This is a genomic window from Streptomyces bobili, from assembly GCF_002154575.1.
GTDB lineage: Bacteria > Actinomycetota > Actinomycetes > Streptomycetales > Streptomycetaceae > Streptomyces > Streptomyces bobili.
In genome coordinates, this window is sequence record NZ_MUBA01000232.1 from 1 (window position 1) to 13,954 (window position 13,954).

General features: G+C 72.0%; 13 protein-coding genes. 5 read left to right on the top strand and 8 right to left on the bottom strand.

Annotated elements, in window-relative coordinates; all coding sequences use genetic code 11:
* Positions 1-367: 367 nt before the first annotated feature.
* Positions 368-805, bottom strand: coding sequence for a DUF4442 domain-containing protein (locus BZL64_RS19505; protein ID WP_086770477.1), 438 nt, complete (start codon positions 803-805; stop codon positions 368-370).
* Positions 806-968: 163 nt separating this feature from the next.
* On the opposite strand from BZL64_RS19505, the gene BZL64_RS19510 reads away from it, so the two are divergent.
* Positions 969-1,997, top strand: coding sequence for a DUF8017 domain-containing protein (locus tag BZL64_RS19510; RefSeq protein WP_086770478.1), 1,029 nt, complete (start codon positions 969-971; stop codon positions 1,995-1,997).
* A 60-nt stretch (positions 1,998-2,057) separates the two neighbouring features.
* Positions 2,058-3,386: an MFS transporter gene (locus BZL64_RS19515; protein WP_208639474.1), complete on the top strand. Its 1,329-nt coding sequence runs from the start codon at positions 2,058-2,060 to the stop codon at positions 3,384-3,386.
* Between the two features lies 1 nt (position 3,387).
* Here BZL64_RS19515 and BZL64_RS19520 read toward each other — a convergent pair whose 3' ends face one another.
* From BZL64_RS19520 to BZL64_RS19530, 3 genes are all read right to left on the bottom strand, one after another.
* The gene (locus tag BZL64_RS19520) at positions 3,388-4,233 is read right to left on the bottom strand and encodes a spermidine synthase (protein WP_086770479.1); all 846 of its coding nucleotides are present in this window, start codon (positions 4,231-4,233) and stop codon (positions 3,388-3,390) included.
* A gap of 152 nt (positions 4,234-4,385) precedes the next feature.
* Complete coding sequence (gene tuf, locus BZL64_RS19525) at positions 4,386-5,555, bottom strand: elongation factor Tu (RefSeq protein ID WP_086770480.1); 1,170 nt, start codon at positions 5,553-5,555, stop codon at positions 4,386-4,388.
* Positions 5,556-5,885: 330 nt separating this feature from the next.
* Positions 5,886-6,608, bottom strand: a complete 723-nt coding sequence (locus BZL64_RS19530; RefSeq protein WP_086770481.1) for a DNA alkylation repair protein — start codon at positions 6,606-6,608, stop codon at positions 5,886-5,888.
* Positions 6,609-6,657: 49 nt separating this feature from the next.
* Between BZL64_RS19530 and BZL64_RS19535 the strand changes: the two genes are divergently transcribed.
* Positions 6,658-7,452, top strand: coding sequence for a TVP38/TMEM64 family protein (locus BZL64_RS19535; RefSeq protein ID WP_086770482.1), 795 nt, complete (start codon positions 6,658-6,660; stop codon positions 7,450-7,452).
* Positions 7,453-7,546: 94 nt separating this feature from the next.
* Here BZL64_RS19535 and BZL64_RS19540 read toward each other — a convergent pair whose 3' ends face one another.
* Positions 7,547-8,716: a thiolase family protein gene (locus BZL64_RS19540; RefSeq protein ID WP_086770483.1), complete on the bottom strand. Its 1,170-nt coding sequence runs from the start codon at positions 8,714-8,716 to the stop codon at positions 7,547-7,549.
* Positions 8,717-8,843: 127 nt separating this feature from the next.
* On the opposite strand from BZL64_RS19540, the gene BZL64_RS19545 reads away from it, so the two are divergent.
* Positions 8,844-9,317 carry a winged helix-turn-helix transcriptional regulator gene (locus BZL64_RS19545; protein WP_086770484.1) on the top strand — a complete coding sequence of 158 codons (474 nt, stop codon included), beginning with the start codon at positions 8,844-8,846 and terminating at the stop codon, positions 9,315-9,317.
* A 294-nt stretch (positions 9,318-9,611) separates the two neighbouring features.
* On the opposite strand, the gene BZL64_RS19550 is transcribed toward BZL64_RS19545, so the two are convergent.
* Both BZL64_RS19550 and BZL64_RS19555 read right to left on the bottom strand, forming a co-directional pair.
* Complete coding sequence (locus BZL64_RS19550) at positions 9,612-10,538, bottom strand: DUF6807 domain-containing protein (protein WP_086770485.1); 927 nt, start codon at positions 10,536-10,538, stop codon at positions 9,612-9,614.
* Positions 10,535-11,716, bottom strand: coding sequence for a Gfo/Idh/MocA family protein (locus tag BZL64_RS19555; protein WP_086770487.1), 1,182 nt, complete (start codon positions 11,714-11,716; stop codon positions 10,535-10,537). Before BZL64_RS19555 ends, BZL64_RS19550 begins: the two co-directional genes overlap by 4 nt.
* 308 nt (positions 11,717-12,024) lie before the next feature.
* On the opposite strand from BZL64_RS19555, the gene BZL64_RS19560 reads away from it, so the two are divergent.
* The gene (locus tag BZL64_RS19560; protein ID WP_086770486.1) at positions 12,025-12,900 is read left to right on the top strand and encodes an undecaprenyl-diphosphate phosphatase; all 876 of its coding nucleotides are present in this window, start codon (positions 12,025-12,027) and stop codon (positions 12,898-12,900) included.
* Between the two features lie 82 nt (positions 12,901-12,982).
* Here the strand turns inward: BZL64_RS19560 and BZL64_RS19565 are convergent, their stop codons facing one another.
* On the bottom strand, positions 12,983-13,561 hold the full coding sequence (locus BZL64_RS19565; RefSeq protein ID WP_086770488.1) for a TetR/AcrR family transcriptional regulator: 579 nt from the start codon (positions 13,559-13,561) through the stop codon (positions 12,983-12,985).
* Between the last annotated feature and the right edge of the window lie 393 nt (positions 13,562-13,954).

Sequence of the window (13,954 nt, forward strand, 5' to 3'; positions counted from 1 at the left end):
AAGCAGGCGCCTGCTTGGTGCGTACTTTTGGTCCGGCCAGGTGCGTTGTCCTGATCGACCGGTCCCTGGGGGAGGCTCACCTTCGCACAGGCGTCTCATGGGAAACAAGAAGTTCGAGTGACCGTTGTTCAAAAGATTGGCGACCCCGATTAGTTACCGCCGGTATCCGCACCCCCATTCGAAATACACCCAGGCGGCAGCACCAACTTGTGTGCGGGGAAAGCCGGATGCCACACGGAATCTCCAAGTACGGCCCGGAAACCCTTCCGGACGCGGGCGTCGACAGCCGCGGGCGGGAACCGACTTCGACACAAAGGGCCCCGACGCGGCCGTAGCCGCGCCGGGGCCCTCCCCCGAAACCGTGCGCTCAGCCGTTGGGCCGCAGGGTCCACACCACTGTCATCTCGCCCGTGACGGCCCCGTCCGCGCGGCGGATCTCGATCGCGACCGGGAACTCGGGGCGCTCCCCCGCGTCGAGTTCGGCGACGACCTCGGCGGCCGGGCGCCCCAGGGTCGCCGTCGCGGTGACGGGTCCCATCGCGAGCTTGCGGTAACCGATTTCGGCACGGACGGCGAGCGGCACGGCCCGCGACAGCTGGTCCCCGAACGCGGCGAGCACGATCGCCCCGCTGGCGGACTCGCCGAGCGTGAACATCGCGCCGGCGTGCGGCCCGCCCACGTGGTTGTGGAACGCCCCCTGATCCGGCAGAGCCACCACGGCCTTCTCCGGCCCGGTCTCCAGGAACTGGAGGTTCAGGGTCCGGGCCATGGGCACGGTGGCGGCGAGCATCTCGCCGATGGACATCTGGTCTGCGCTCATGCCGGGATGTTACCCACGAGTAGCGTCCACTGACCAGGGCCTCGGAGCGCGGTCTTCGTCACGGAGCGTGTGCCGAGGCCGATTCGGTACGGCACTGACGAGGGGCGGTGACCTGTTCGTGTCATGGACGGCACTAGGGTTTCTGGCCATGTGGCCAGGACAGCAGCCGCCCGGGGGAGAGCAGAACCCGCAGGCGCAGAACAACCCGTACCAGCAGCCGGGATACCAGCAGCCGAATCCGTATCAGCAACCCGGTTTCCAGCAGCAGCCCACCCCGTACCCGCCCACACCCCAGTGGGGCACGCCGGGGGTCCCTGGGACCCCGCAGCCCGGCGGTGGCGGCGGAAACCGGACGAAGGTGATCGCCGTCGTGGCGGCCGCGGCCGTCGTCGTGGCCGCCGGTGTCACCGGATTCCTTGTGCTGGGCGGCGACGAGGACGAGAAGCCGGAGGCCAAGGGCAAGGCCAGTGCGAGCCCGTCGGTGTCCGTCGAGCCGAGCGGCTCGGCCTCCGCCTCGTCCGACTCCTCGGGCGGCGGCGACAACCCGCGCGGCGCCGAGACCGAGAAGCCGACCGTCGCGGGCTGGAAGGTCGTCGTGAACCCCAAGTGGGGCATCGCCTTCGACGTCCCCGCGGACTGGGAGGTCCAGTCGCCGGGCCTGAGCCAGGGCTTCGAGTGGGAGGACAAGGAGCAGCCCGACGGCTACGACGCGATCATTCAGGGCGGCACCGCCGAGTACAAGTCGAAGTGGTGCACCTCCGACGACGACAAGGACGGCAAGACCGACGACACCGCGCTGGCCATGGTCGGCAGCAAGGGTGCCGAAGGAGCCAAGAACACGGACGAGATCGCCCTCAACACGCCGGCCTGGTGGGTGTTCGGCGGCTACACCGAGCCGGACCGCAAGAGCATCAGCACCGAGAAGACGGCCACCCCCTTCACCACCGCCTCGGGCATCGTGGGCAGCTACGCGTGGGCGCAGTCCACGAACACGCCGCAGAAGGGCAAGTGCGACAGCGACGGCAAGGCGATCACCTTCGGGTTCAAGAACTCCAACAGCGACTACGTGTCGTGGAACCTGTACGGCGCCAAGGGTGTCAAGGACGAACTGCCCAAGGCGACCATCATGCAGATCCTCTCCACGGTGCGGCTGCACGGGGAGCCGACCGGACGCTGAGGCCTCACCTCTCCGATTATCGGTTTGGCAGATCGGTGACCGGGCGGGGATAGTCGGCCGGTGACCTCAGCCGCCGACCCCCGCCCCCGCCTGCGCAGACCCTCCTGGGCCGGCCGCAATTACAGCCTGCTGACGGCTGCCGCGTTCGTCACGAACCTCGGCAGCCACGGGGCCCTCATCGCCGCCGCGTTCGCCGTCCTCGAAGCCGGCGGTGACGGCGGCGACGTCGGTCTGGTGGCGGCGGCACGCACCCTGCCGCTGGTGCTGTTCCTGCTGATCGGCGGGGCGATCGCCGACCGGCTGCCGCGGCACCGAGTGATGGTCGCGGCCAACGCCCTCAACTGTGTGTCGCAGGCCGCGTTCGCCGCGCTCGTCCTGACCGGCGAACCGCGGCTGTGGCAGATGATGCTGCTGACCGCGCTCGGCGGCACCGGTCAGGCGTTCTTCAGCCCGGCCGCCGAGGGCATGCTGATGTCCTCGGTGCGGGGCGAGCAGGCCGGCCGGGCGTTCGCGGTGTTCCGGATGGCGATGCAGGGAGCGGGCGTCGGCGGCGCGGCCCTCGGCGGCGCCATGGTCGCGGTGATCGGACCGGGCTGGGTCCTCGCGGCGGACGCCGCCGCCTTCGCCGTCGCCGGGTCGCTGCGCGCGTTCCTCGACGTGGGGCACATCCCAGCACGCGGGCAGGGTGGCGGACTGCTCGCCGATCTGCGCGAGGGCTGGCAGGAGTTCAGCGGCCGCCCGTGGCTGTGGGGCATCGTCCTGCAGTTCTCCATCGCGAACGCCGTCGTCGGAGCCGCCGACGCGGTCTACGGCCCACTCGTCGCCCGCGACCATCTGGGCGGGCCGGGCCCGTGGGGTCTCGCCCTCGGCTTCTTCGGTGCCGGCACGGTGGCCGGCGCCCTGCTGATGACCCGCTGGAAACCGCGCCGCCTGCTTTTCGTCGGCACCCTCTGCGTGTTCCCGCTGGCCCTGCCCTCGGCAGCCCTCGCCGTGCCGGTGCCGGTCGCACTGCTGTGCACGGTGATGTTCCTGACCGGCGTCACCCTGGAGGTGTTCGGCGTGTCCTGGATGACCGCCCTCCACCAGGAGATCCCGGAGGACAAACTCTCCCGCGTCTCGGCCTACGACTGGTTCGGCTCGGTCGCCCTGGTTCCCCTGGCCATGGCCCTCGCCGGCCCCTCCGAGTCCTTCTTCGGCCGCACGGCGTCCCTGTGGGGCTGTTCCGTCCTGGTCGTCGTGGTGACGGCGGCTGTCCTGTGCGTACCGGAGGTACGCGACCTGACCCGCCGCACGAAGCCGGTGGCCGGACACCCGGCGGTCACGGACCCCGCCAAAAGCGCTGCGAAGCCCAGCCCGACCCCGGCCGCGGCACCCTCGGACGAGGGCTGACTCACCCGATCCCGAACGACCCCGACGGCGGCACCGGCGACGGGACCGCCGCCTCCTCGGTCACGGGACGGGCGTCGCCGATGAACTCGCGCAGGGGCGGCCCGTGTTCGACGCGGGCGGGGAAGGCGTCGGAGGCCGTACGGCGGGCCAGGGGCGGCACGTCGAGGGGGTGGTGTGCGGCGACGAGGACGGCGTTCCCGAACCGGCGGCCACGCAGCACCGCCGGTTCGGCGATGACCGCAAGATGCTCGAACACGTCGGCGAACGTGGCGAGTTGGGAGCGCAGGAAGGCGAAGGGCGCGGCGTCCGCGAGGTTGGCCAGGTAGACGCCGTCCGCGCGCAGGACCCGTCCGGCCTCGCGGGCGTAGGACAGGGTCGTGAGGTGGGCGGGGACGCGGGAGCCGCCGAAGACGTCGGCCACGAGGACATCGGCGGAGGCGGTCGGGGCCGTCTCCAGCCAGGCCCGCGCGTCGGCCGCGTGCAGGGTGATACCGGTGCCGGCCGGGACCGGCAGGTGCCGCGCCACGAGGTCCAGGAGGCCCCGGTCGGCCTCCACCACGTCCTGCCGCGAGCCCGGACGGGTGGCGGCCAGGTACCGGGGCAGGGTGAACGCTCCACCGCCGAGGTGCAGCACGTCCAGCGGCCGGCCGTCCTCGCCCACGGTGTCCAGGACGTGCCCGAGCCGACGGGCGTACTCGAACTCCAGGTGCGTGGGCTCGTCGAGGTCGACGTACGACTGCGGCGCCCCGTCGACCGTCAGCAGCCAGGCCCGCTCCCGGTCGACGTCGGGCATCAGCTTGGCGGTGCCGTGGTCGACGGCTCGGGTGACGGGTATGGAGTCGTTCACCCTGACATTGTGCCTGGGGGCCCGACGGGTGCCGGGTCTACGGGGCGGGGCACCCGTCGGGCCGCGCGGGAGCGGCACCGCACGAGCGAGAGGCACCGCGAGACCGGCCCCGCACCGGTCCCGCGGTCACCCCCGGCGCCTGTCCGCCGCCGTCACTGCACGGCCGTCACCGTTCCCGCCGCCACGGTCCGGCCGCCCTCGCGGACGGCGAAGCCGAGGCCGGGCTCCAGTGGCATCTCGCGTCCCAGCTCGACGGTCATGGTGACCGTGTCACCGGGGCGCGCGACCGCGACCTCACCGAGGTCGACGTCCCCGACCACATCCGCCGTACGGATGTAGAACTGCGGCCGGTATCCCGTGGAGACGGGCGTCGCGCGTCCGCCCTCCCGCGTGGACAGCACATACACCCGCGCCGTGAAGCGCCGGCTGGGCACCACGCTCCCCGGCGCGGCCACCACGTGCCCGCGCCGTACGGCGTCCCGCGGCACGCCCCGCAGGAGCAGCGCCACGTTGTCGCCGGCCTGCGCCTCCTCCATGGGCTTGCCGAAGGTCTCCAGGCCGGTCACCACCGACTCGACGCCGGCGCCGAGCACGTCGACGCGGTCGCCGACGCGGACCGTGCCGCGCTCCACGGCACCGGTGACGACCGTGCCGCGCCCGGTGATGGTGAGCACGTTCTCCACGGACAGCAGGAACGGCGCGTCCACATACCGCTCGGGCATCGGCACATAGGTGTCCACCGCGTCGAGCAGCGCGTCGATCGACGCCGCCCAGCGCGGGTCGCCCTCCAGCGCCCTGAGCCCCGAGACCCGTACGACGGGCGCGGAGTCGCCGCCGTAACCGTGCGCGGTGAGCAGGTCGCGGACCTCCAGTTCGACGAGGTCGATCAGTTCCTCGTCGCCCGCGTCGGCCTTGTTGAGGGCGACGACGATGTGGTCGACGCCCACCTGACGGGCCAGGAGGACGTGTTCGGCGGTCTGCGGCATGATCCCGTCGAGCGCGGAGACGACGAGGATCGCCCCGTCGAGCTGCGCGGCCCCGGTCACCATGTTCTTGATGTAGTCGGCGTGACCCGGCATGTCGACGTGCGCGTAGTGCCGGGTGTCGGTCTCGTACTCGACGTGCGCGATGTTGATGGTGATGCCGCGCGCCGCCTCCTCGGGGGCGCGGTCGATGCGGTCGAAGGGCACGAACGTGCCGGCCCCGCGCTCGGCGAGGACCTTGGTGATGGCGGCGGTGAGTGTGGTCTTGCCGTGGTCGACGTGACCCATGGTGCCGATGTTCAGATGCGGTTTCGTGCGCACGTAAGCCGTCTTGGGCATGGCGATACCTCGAAGCTCTCGAAAGGGTGCTGTACGACGGCCCCAGCGGCGACGGACGCGCCGGCCGGGACGGGGACCCCGGAGAACTCACCGACCCTCCCCCTGCGGGGTCCGCCGGTCGATCCGGAGAGGGTCAGCTTCGGGCGCCGTCGACAGCGGCCACGAGAACGGGCACGGCAGCCTTCGGCGTATCCGCGACTGCGGACACCGCGAGGAGGAAGGCGTACCGGAACATGGGTCGATACTCGCCGACGGGGGATCCGGTGTCGAACGGTTTTCCCAGGCGGGCGGGGCCCGGACGGCCGGGCGCCGTCGCCCGATCGGGCCGGGTCACGCCCCGATGTTCTTCAAGGCCTCGCGCACGGTCAGCGGGGCGAAGCGTCCCCGTTCGCGGGCGAGGAAGTCGCGGACGGCGTCCGGGTCGGTCTTGGCGTACTCGCGCAGGGACCAGCCGATCGCCTTGCGGACGAAGAAGTCGGGGTGGCCGGACTGGCGCAGGCAGTAGCCGAAGAGACGGCCGGTGTCGGTGCGGTCCTTGTAGCCGAGCTGGTGGAGCAGGGCGGTGCGGGCGACCCACAGGTCGTCGTCCGTGATCCAGGCGTCCATCTCCGCGGTGAGGCGCCGGTCGGCGGCGACGAGGGGCCCGACGACGCGGACGGCGAGCAGGTCGACGGTGTCCCACCAGGAGACCGTGGTGACGAGCCGGCGGACGACGGGCAGGAACGCGGAGGAGCAGCGTCCGGCGTACCGGCGCAGGTAGTCCACGGCGAAGTAGTGGTACTCGCGCTCCGGCAGCGCCCAGCAGCGCAGGCCGATCGCCGTGCAGTCGGCCTCGTCCGGGCGGGCCAGACCGGCGAGGACGGACCGGGACAGGGCCCGCCGCTCGGGTGTGGGGATGCCCAGGAAGGGGGCCACGTCCTTCATGTACGCGCGCATGGCCGCCGCGCCGGCGGGATCGCGCTTCGCGCCGTATGCCGCGGTCAGCCGCTGCAGGACGGTGTCGGCGAGAGCGCTCGGCGGTACATCCGCCGTTCCCACTCCGGTCACGGTCATGAGACGAACCATACGGCGATCACACATGTCCTTCGGTTAGTGTCGCCGGATGCTCGATGCCCACACCCGCTCTGGGGGCACCGCCACGGCCTCTCCCCGGGCCAGCGCCACTGAGCTGGTCGTCCCCGTACCGCTCACTCCCGTTCCCGTCGTCGCGCCGGCTTCGGCCGGGTTCGCGGCCCGCTCCACGAGAGCGCTGCTCTCGCCGTGGGCGCGGTTCTCGCTGCTGGTCACCCTGCTCGTGGCGGCGGCGTCGAGCGTGCTGCTCCTCGAACCGCAGCGGCTGCTCTCGGACGGCTGGCCACCCCACCTGGGCGGTGTCGCCGCGGCGTCGGTGTTCGCGGTGGCGTACGGGCTGTGCACGGTGGCGTTCGTGCCGCGGCCGTTGCTGAACCTGGCCGCCGGAGCGCTGTTCGGTTCACAGCTGGGCCTCGGCGCCGCGCTGGCGGGCACGGTGCTGGGCGCCGGGCTCGCCTTCGGGCTCGGCCGGATCCTCGGCCAGGACGCGCTGCGCACCCTGCTGCGCGGGCGGCTCCTTCAGGCGGCGGACGGCCAGTTGAGCCGGCACGGGCTGCGGTCGATGCTGGCGGCCCGGCTGTTCCCTGGGGTGCCGTTCTGGGCGGCGAACTACTGTGCGGCCGTCTCGCGCATGGGCTGGCTGCCGTTCCTGGCCGCGACCGCGCTGGGTTCGATCCCGAACACGGCCGCGTACGTCGTCGCCGGGGCGACCGCCTCGTCCCCGACCTCGCCGCTCTTCCTCGTCTCGATGGCGGCCATCGGCCTGCCCGCCGCGGTGGGCGCGGTGGTGGCCTGGCGCAAACGCCACCACCTGCGCCGCCGCTGACGCCTCCGCCGGCACCTCCGGGGAGACGCGCCGTGGGTCAGGGGAGTCCCGTGACCGCCGCCGTGTGCGGGTCTCCCGAGAGGTTCGCCGTGCGTCAGACGCCCTCGAGGATCATCGCGTTGGCGAGACCGCCCGCCTCGCACATCGTCTGGAGGGCGTAGCGGGCGCCGCGTTCACGCATGGCGTGGACGAGGGTCGTCGTCAGCCGGGTGCCGCTCGCGCCCAGCGGGTGGCCGAGCGCGATGGCGCCGCCGTGCACGTTGACCTTGTCCAGGTCGGCGCCGGTCTCCTGCGCCCAGGAGAGTACGACGCTGGAGAACGCCTCGTTGACCTCGAACAGGTCGATGTCGTCCAGGCTCAGGGCCGCCCGGCGCAGCACCTTCTCCGTGGCCGGGATGACGCCGGTGAGCATCAGCAGCGGGTCGGAGCCGGTGACGGCGAAGCTGTGCAGGCGGGCCAGCGGACGCAGGCCGAGCCGGGCCGCGGTCTCGCCGGAGGTGATCAGCACGGCGGAGGCGCCGTCGTTGATCGGACTGGCGTTGCCCGCGGTGACGTTCCACTCGATCTGCGGGAAGCGCTCCGCGAAGGCGGGGTCGTGGTAGGCGGGCCGCAGCCCCGCCAGGACGTCCAGGGTGCTGTCCGGGCGGACGCACTCGTCGCTCGAGACGCCGTCCAGGGGCGCGACCTCGGCGTCGAAGAGGCCCTTGCGCCAGGCCTCGGCGGCCTTGTGGTGCGAGGAGACGGCGAAGGAGTCCATCTGCTCGCGCGTGATCGACCACTTCGCGGAGATGAGTTCGGCGCTGATGCCCTGCGGGACCAGTCCCTCCGGGTAGCGCGCGGCGATTCCGGGGCCGAAGGGGTCCTTGCCGGGCGGCACGTTGGACCACATCGGCACCCGGCTCATCGACTCCACACCGCAGGCCACGACCAGGTCGTAGGCACCGGAGATGACGCCCTGCGCCGCGAAGTGCACGGCCTGCTGCGAGGACCCGCACTGCCGGTCGACCGTGGTCGCGGGAACCGTCTCCGGGAAGCCCGCCGAGAGGGCGGCGTAGCGGGTGGTGTTCATGGCCTGCTCGCCGACCTGGTCGACGGTGCCGCCGATGACGTCGTCGATGAGCGCCGGGTCGACGCCGGAGCGCTCGACGAGGGTGCGCAGGGTGTGGGCGAGGAGTTCGACGGGGTGGACGTGTGCGAGGGACCCGTTCGGCTTGCCCTTGCCGATCGGGGTGCGTACGGCTTCGACGATGACTGCGTCACGCATGTGCGGGCCTCCTTGGCCGCCGGGCGGTGACTGTCCGCCGGGCGCGGCTGTTACCAGTGAGTAGGAAATCCGAACTCACCATAACGCCGCGAGTTGGAAAATCAAACCCTCCCCTAGACTGACCGGCATGGCCGCCTCCACCAAAGACCCGCGCCCCTGTTCCATCGCCGACTCCCTGGCACTCGTCGGCGAGAAGTACTCCCTGCTCGTCCTGCGGGAGGTGTGCCTGGGCAACGGCCGTTTCGACCAGCTCGTGCGCAACATCGGCGCACCGCGCGACATCCTGGCCACCCGGCTGCGGCGGCTCGTGGACGCGGGGATCCTCACCAAGCGCGTCTACAGCGAGCGCCCGCAGCGCTTCGAGTACCGGCCCACACAGGCGGGGCTCGAACTGGAGCCGGTCCTGCTGACCCTCATGGCGTGGGGCGACCGCCACCTCCGTCCGGACGACGACCGCCCGATGGTCGTCGAGCACGTCTGCGGCAACGAGATGCTCCCCGTGGTCACGTGCGCGGCCTGCGGCGCCCCGGTCCACCACGAGGACCTCTCCGCCCACCCGCAGACCCCTGGCTGGACGGTGACAGGCCCGACGGCCGCGTAGTCCCTGCGCGGGATCAGCCCCCGCACGAGCCGGGCATGTTCCAGGTACGCCGGCGCGCGCCGCGGTCCACCCGACCGACGGAGCCGAGCGCCGGCTGCGGTACGGCAGCACGGGAGCCGGCGCTCGGAAGGAACCCTCCCGGCCCGTCGGCACCCCACCGGCCCGTCGGCACCCTGACGATCGCCGGCCCGCACCTCAGCGCCGTGCCCTTCCGGCTCGCACCTCGGGGACCGTGTTCTTCCGGCCGCACCGCACCGCCGCACGCGCGCGCCCCCGCTCACCGCGCGCCCCCTCTCACCAGGGATGCGCCGCCAGGTACGCGCCGATCTCCTTCCGCTCCCAGGCGCCGTCCGCCACGACCACCCGGTAGCGGCGGGTGAGGGTGTCGCCGGGGGCCAGCTCCAGCTCGTCGTGGAAGGCCCAGGACGGGGCGATGCCGGCGAAGGGCTCGTTGCGGACGAACCAGTGCGCGGGGTGGGCCCCCGCGGCACCGGACTGATCGTTCTCGGGGGCGTGCGCGAAGACGACCGTGGCATGACCGTCGGTGCCGTCGTGCTCGCCGGACAGCGCGAGCCAGGGGCCCTGGCTTCCCATCAGGCCGGGCCCCTCCCCCTCGGGGCCGATGATCCGGCCGTCGCGGAATGCGCGCGGGCCGCGCCAGAACAGGCCCGTATAGCCGGCCATCTCCCGCCCGGCGGTGGACGGACTGCCGAAGCGCAGCGGCTCCTCGCGGCGGTTGGTGATGGCGCTGGACCAGGTCAGCGCCCAGGAACCGGCGGCCCGGTCCACGTCGTGCACCTCGATCCGACGCCGCTCCTCGGCCCACAGCTCCCCGCCGTGCGGATGCCAGGTCAGCCGCTCGGCGATGACGACGCGGTCGCCGTCGGCCGTGACCTCGTCGAACCCGGCGTGCGCCATCGAGCCGACGCGCTCCGGGAGTTCGCGATACCCCTCGCCGTGGACGTAGCTGTTGCCGCCCCACAGGTTGGCGCCCGAGAGGTGCGAGGCGGTCAGCGACAGCCCCTTGTGCCACCGGTGGTCGTTGGGCCGGTAGTCGCTGACGACATCGCCCGCGAGGGTGCGCAGCGGGTGGATGTACGGCTTCGGCGCCTCCCAGGCCGCCTCGGGCCGGTAGACGTACGCGAGCAGTTCGACGCCGCTGTCCGGATCGGTCACGGTGACACGGTCGCCGTGGACGTGGACCAGACGCAGCCCGGTCATGCCGACACCTCACGGGCGCCGACGGCCACGCCGGTGGGCCGGACGGCGCTCGCGACACCGGGGGCCCAGCCGGGAGCACCCCCGTGCAGCGCCGTGTAGAACGGGTCACCGGGGCCGATCTCGCCCCGCTTCACCGTCACGTCCGTGAACGCCGACTTGTACAGCGCACTGATCAGTTCCAGGCTGGTGCGCCCGTCGGCGCCGCTGCCGCGCGGCCGCTCCCCCGCCCGCATGCTCGCGACGAGCGAGCGCAGCTGGGCCAGGTGCGAGCTGGGCACGTCCAGGCCGAAGTCCTGCCAGGCGGCGGCCCGCTCCGCCGGGACGTGCCGGGCCGGGGTGATCCGCCAGTTCGCGTTGCTGTGGCCGTAGAGGTGGGTCAGCTCCACCGTGGCGTCCTCGCAGTCGATGCGGATGCGGCTGACCTCGTCAGGGCTGAGGACGCTGTTCACGATCGTGGACATGGCGCCGTTCTCGAACCGGACCAGGGCGGTGGACACATCCTCCGTCTCCACGTCGTGGACGAGCCGGCCGGCCATGGCCCGCACCTCGCTCCACGGTCCGAGGAGGTCGAGCAGGAGGTCCATCTGGTGGATGCCGTGGCCCATGGCGGGGCCGCCGCCCTCGGTCTGCCAGCGTCCGCGCCAGGGAACGGCGTAGTAGGCGGGGTCGCGGTACCAGGTCGTCTGGCAGTGCGCGACGAGCGGCCGCCCCATCGCCCGCTCGGCGAGCAGCCGCCGTACGTGATCGGAACCGGACCCGAAGCGGTGCTGGAAGACGATCGAGGAGTACGGCCCGCTCCTCGTCCCCTCCTCGGCCACCACGGCGTCGTAGTCGGCGAGGGTCGGCACGGGCGGCTTCTCGCACCACACCCAGGCGCCGGCGCGCAGCGCGGCCACGCTCTGCTCGCGGTGCAGGGTCGGCGGGGTGCAGATCGCCACCAGGTCGGGGCGCTGCTCCGCGAGCATGCGCTCCAGGTCGGTGTAGGCGTGCGCGATCCCGCCCTGCGCGCAGAAGGCCTCGGCCGCGGCGGCATCGATGTCGACGGCGGCGACGACCTCGGTCTCCCCCTCCGCCGCGAGCTGGGCGAGCGCCGGCAGGTGGGAGCCGCGGGCGATGGAACCCGTGCCGATGACGGCGGCACGGATCCGGCGTCCGGCGAGCGGAGGGGATGGGGACATGGGCGTGATCAGCACTCCTCCGACGAACGACCCAGCTGAGGGGAGGGACGGCGGCAGGCATCGGTGGCCGAATAGCAAGCGCTTTCCCTCGGCAGCAACGTAAGCGGCGGCCCCCTGGCCGGTCAACACATACGCCCTGTTCCACCGGCGTGCGCACCTCCCCCGCGCGATCTTCTCCGAAACCCCTGTGCCGGGCCTGTCCCCCGGGGGCGCTACGCTGCCTTCGAACACACCCACTTGATCACCGCGCGCGGCGGCCCGCCGTGTCCGCCTGCCCGTCCCGATCGGCACTTGGACTCCGTAACCTCATGTCTTGGTTCGAATCACTCATCCTCGGACTCGTCCAGGGGCTGACCGAGTTCCTCCCCGTCTCCTCCAGCGCGCACCTGCGCCTGACCGCGGCCTTCTCAGGCTGGGAGGACCCCGGAGCCGCCTTCACGGCGATCACTCAGATCGGCACGGAAGCCGCCGTACTGATCTATTTCCGCAAGGACATCGGGCGGATCATCTCCGCCTGGTCCCGGTCGCTCTTCGACAAGACGATGCGCAAGGACCACGACGCCCAGATGGGCTGGCTGGTGATCGTCGGCTCGATCCCGATCGGTGTGCTCGGCGTCACACTCAAGGACCAGATCGAGGGTCCGTTCCGCGACCTGCGGATCACCGCGACGATGCTGGTGGTCATCGGCATCGTCATCGGCATCGCGGACCGGCTGGCCGCCCGCGACGAGAACGGCGGCCGGCACCGGGCGCCCAAGCAGCGCAAGGGCCTCGAGAACCTGAGCGTCAAGGACGGCCTGATCTTCGGCCTCTGCCAGGCCTGCGCCCTCATCCCGGGCGTCTCCCGCTCCGGCGCCACGATCAGCGGCGGCCTGTTCATGGGCTACAAGCGCGAGTCGGCGGCCCGTTACTCGTTCCTGCTCGCCATCCCGGCGGTGCTGGCCTCCGGCGTCTTCGAGCTGAAGGACGCCATGGAGGGCGGCCATGTGGCCTGGGGGCCGACCGGGTTCGCGACGGTGATCGCGTTCGTGACCGGATACGCCGTCATCGCGTGGTTCATGAAATTCATCAGCACCAAGTCGTTCATGCCGTTCGTGTACTACCGCGTGATCCTCGGCATCGTGATCATCGCGCTCGTCGCGACGGGCGCCCTGAGCCCGCACGCGGCGGAGTCGGCGGGCTGATCCCGCCTCCGCACCCGCCAGTCCACGGCCCGCGCCCCGCGCCGACTCCGACCGAGTCCGCGCGGGGCGCGGGCCGTGGCGGCTACTGCGGCGCCACGATCCGGTCGACCGCCGCCGTGACCAGCTGATCGCGCTCCGCCTCCGTGAAGACGTCCGGCAGGGTGAGCTGTTCGACGATCAGCCAGTTCAGGGCCAGGATCAGCAGCTTGACGGCCGTCGCGTCCCCGGGGAGCCCCGAGGCCTCGTGGTACGCGACGTTGGCGTCGACGTCGGCCCGGACCCGCTCGGTGAGGACCTTGCGCAGTTCGGGGCGCCGGGTGGCTTCGAGGCGCAGTTCGAGCAGCGCCAGGTAGCCGGTACGGAACGAGGCGACGCGGCCGACCAGTTCGCGCATCAGCTGGGCGTAGGTCTCCCGGTCACGGCCGGCGGTCCGCTGGCGGGCGATCGTGGCCTCGTCGGGCTGGAGCCGCTCGTACACCCGGGCTCCCGCCTGGGTGAGCAGGTCGTCGCGGTTGGCGAAGTAGTTGGACGCGGTGCCGGCGGGCACACCGGCCTCGCCGTCCACCGCCCGGAACGTCAGGCCCCGGGCACCCTCCCTGGCCAGCACCTCGATCGCGGCGTCGACGAGGGCGGCGCGCCGCTCGTCATTTCGTCTCACCATGGACAGCACTCCAGCCGTAGTACCGACTTCCACACCACTTCATGCAGAGTACTACGAGCGGAGTCAACGGCCAGGCACCGCAGACGTCACCAAGACGCCCGGTCGGCACGCGACACCGTCGCCACGGGCCGGGGAACCTCTGGCGAGTGAGTCCCGGCGGCCGTGACCAAGTCCATAGGGTTTGCGTAGCCGTCCGGTAGCGCAGTGTCAGTGCTTGCCCCTAGGCTGTTGCGCATGTCCCCGAGTTCTTCTGCCTTTGGTTCCGTGCGGTCTGCTGCCGAGTTGAACGAGCAGATCCGGGCGCTGTGGATGCGCGCCGGCGGCACGCTGTCGCCCCAGGAGCGGGCGGAGTACGAGCTGTTGGTGGTGGCGTGGGCCGCGGCGATCCGCGGC

Bases quoted from the DNA above. Each gene is read 5' to 3' on its own strand.
- BZL64_RS19530 (WP_086770481.1), bottom strand. From the start codon at position 6,608: ATGACCGTGACCGGAGTGGGAACGGCGGATGTACCGCCGAGCGCTCTC.
- BZL64_RS19505 (WP_086770477.1), bottom strand. From the start codon at position 805: ATGTCCATCGGCGAGATGCTCGCCGCCACCGTGCCCATGGCCCGGACC.
- BZL64_RS19510 (WP_086770478.1), top strand. From the start codon at position 969: ATGTGGCCAGGACAGCAGCCGCCCGGGGGAGAGCAGAACCCGCAGGCG.
- BZL64_RS19535 (WP_086770482.1), top strand. From the start codon at position 6,658: ATGCTCGATGCCCACACCCGCTCTGGGGGCACCGCCACGGCCTCTCCC.
- BZL64_RS19545 (WP_086770484.1), top strand. From the start codon at position 8,844: ATGGCCGCCTCCACCAAAGACCCGCGCCCCTGTTCCATCGCCGACTCC.
- BZL64_RS19540 (WP_086770483.1), bottom strand. From the start codon at position 8,716: ATGCGTGACGCAGTCATCGTCGAAGCCGTACGCACCCCGATCGGCAAG.
- BZL64_RS19555 (WP_086770487.1), bottom strand. From the start codon at position 11,716: ATGTCCCCATCCCCTCCGCTCGCCGGACGCCGGATCCGTGCCGCCGTC.
- BZL64_RS19560 (WP_086770486.1), top strand. From the start codon at position 12,025: ATGTCTTGGTTCGAATCACTCATCCTCGGACTCGTCCAGGGGCTGACC.
- BZL64_RS19565 (WP_086770488.1), bottom strand. From the start codon at position 13,561: ATGGTGAGACGAAATGACGAGCGGCGCGCCGCCCTCGTCGACGCCGCG.
- BZL64_RS19550 (WP_086770485.1), bottom strand. From the start codon at position 10,538: ATGACCGGGCTGCGTCTGGTCCACGTCCACGGCGACCGTGTCACCGTG.
- tuf (WP_086770480.1), bottom strand. From the start codon at position 5,555: ATGCCCAAGACGGCTTACGTGCGCACGAAACCGCATCTGAACATCGGC.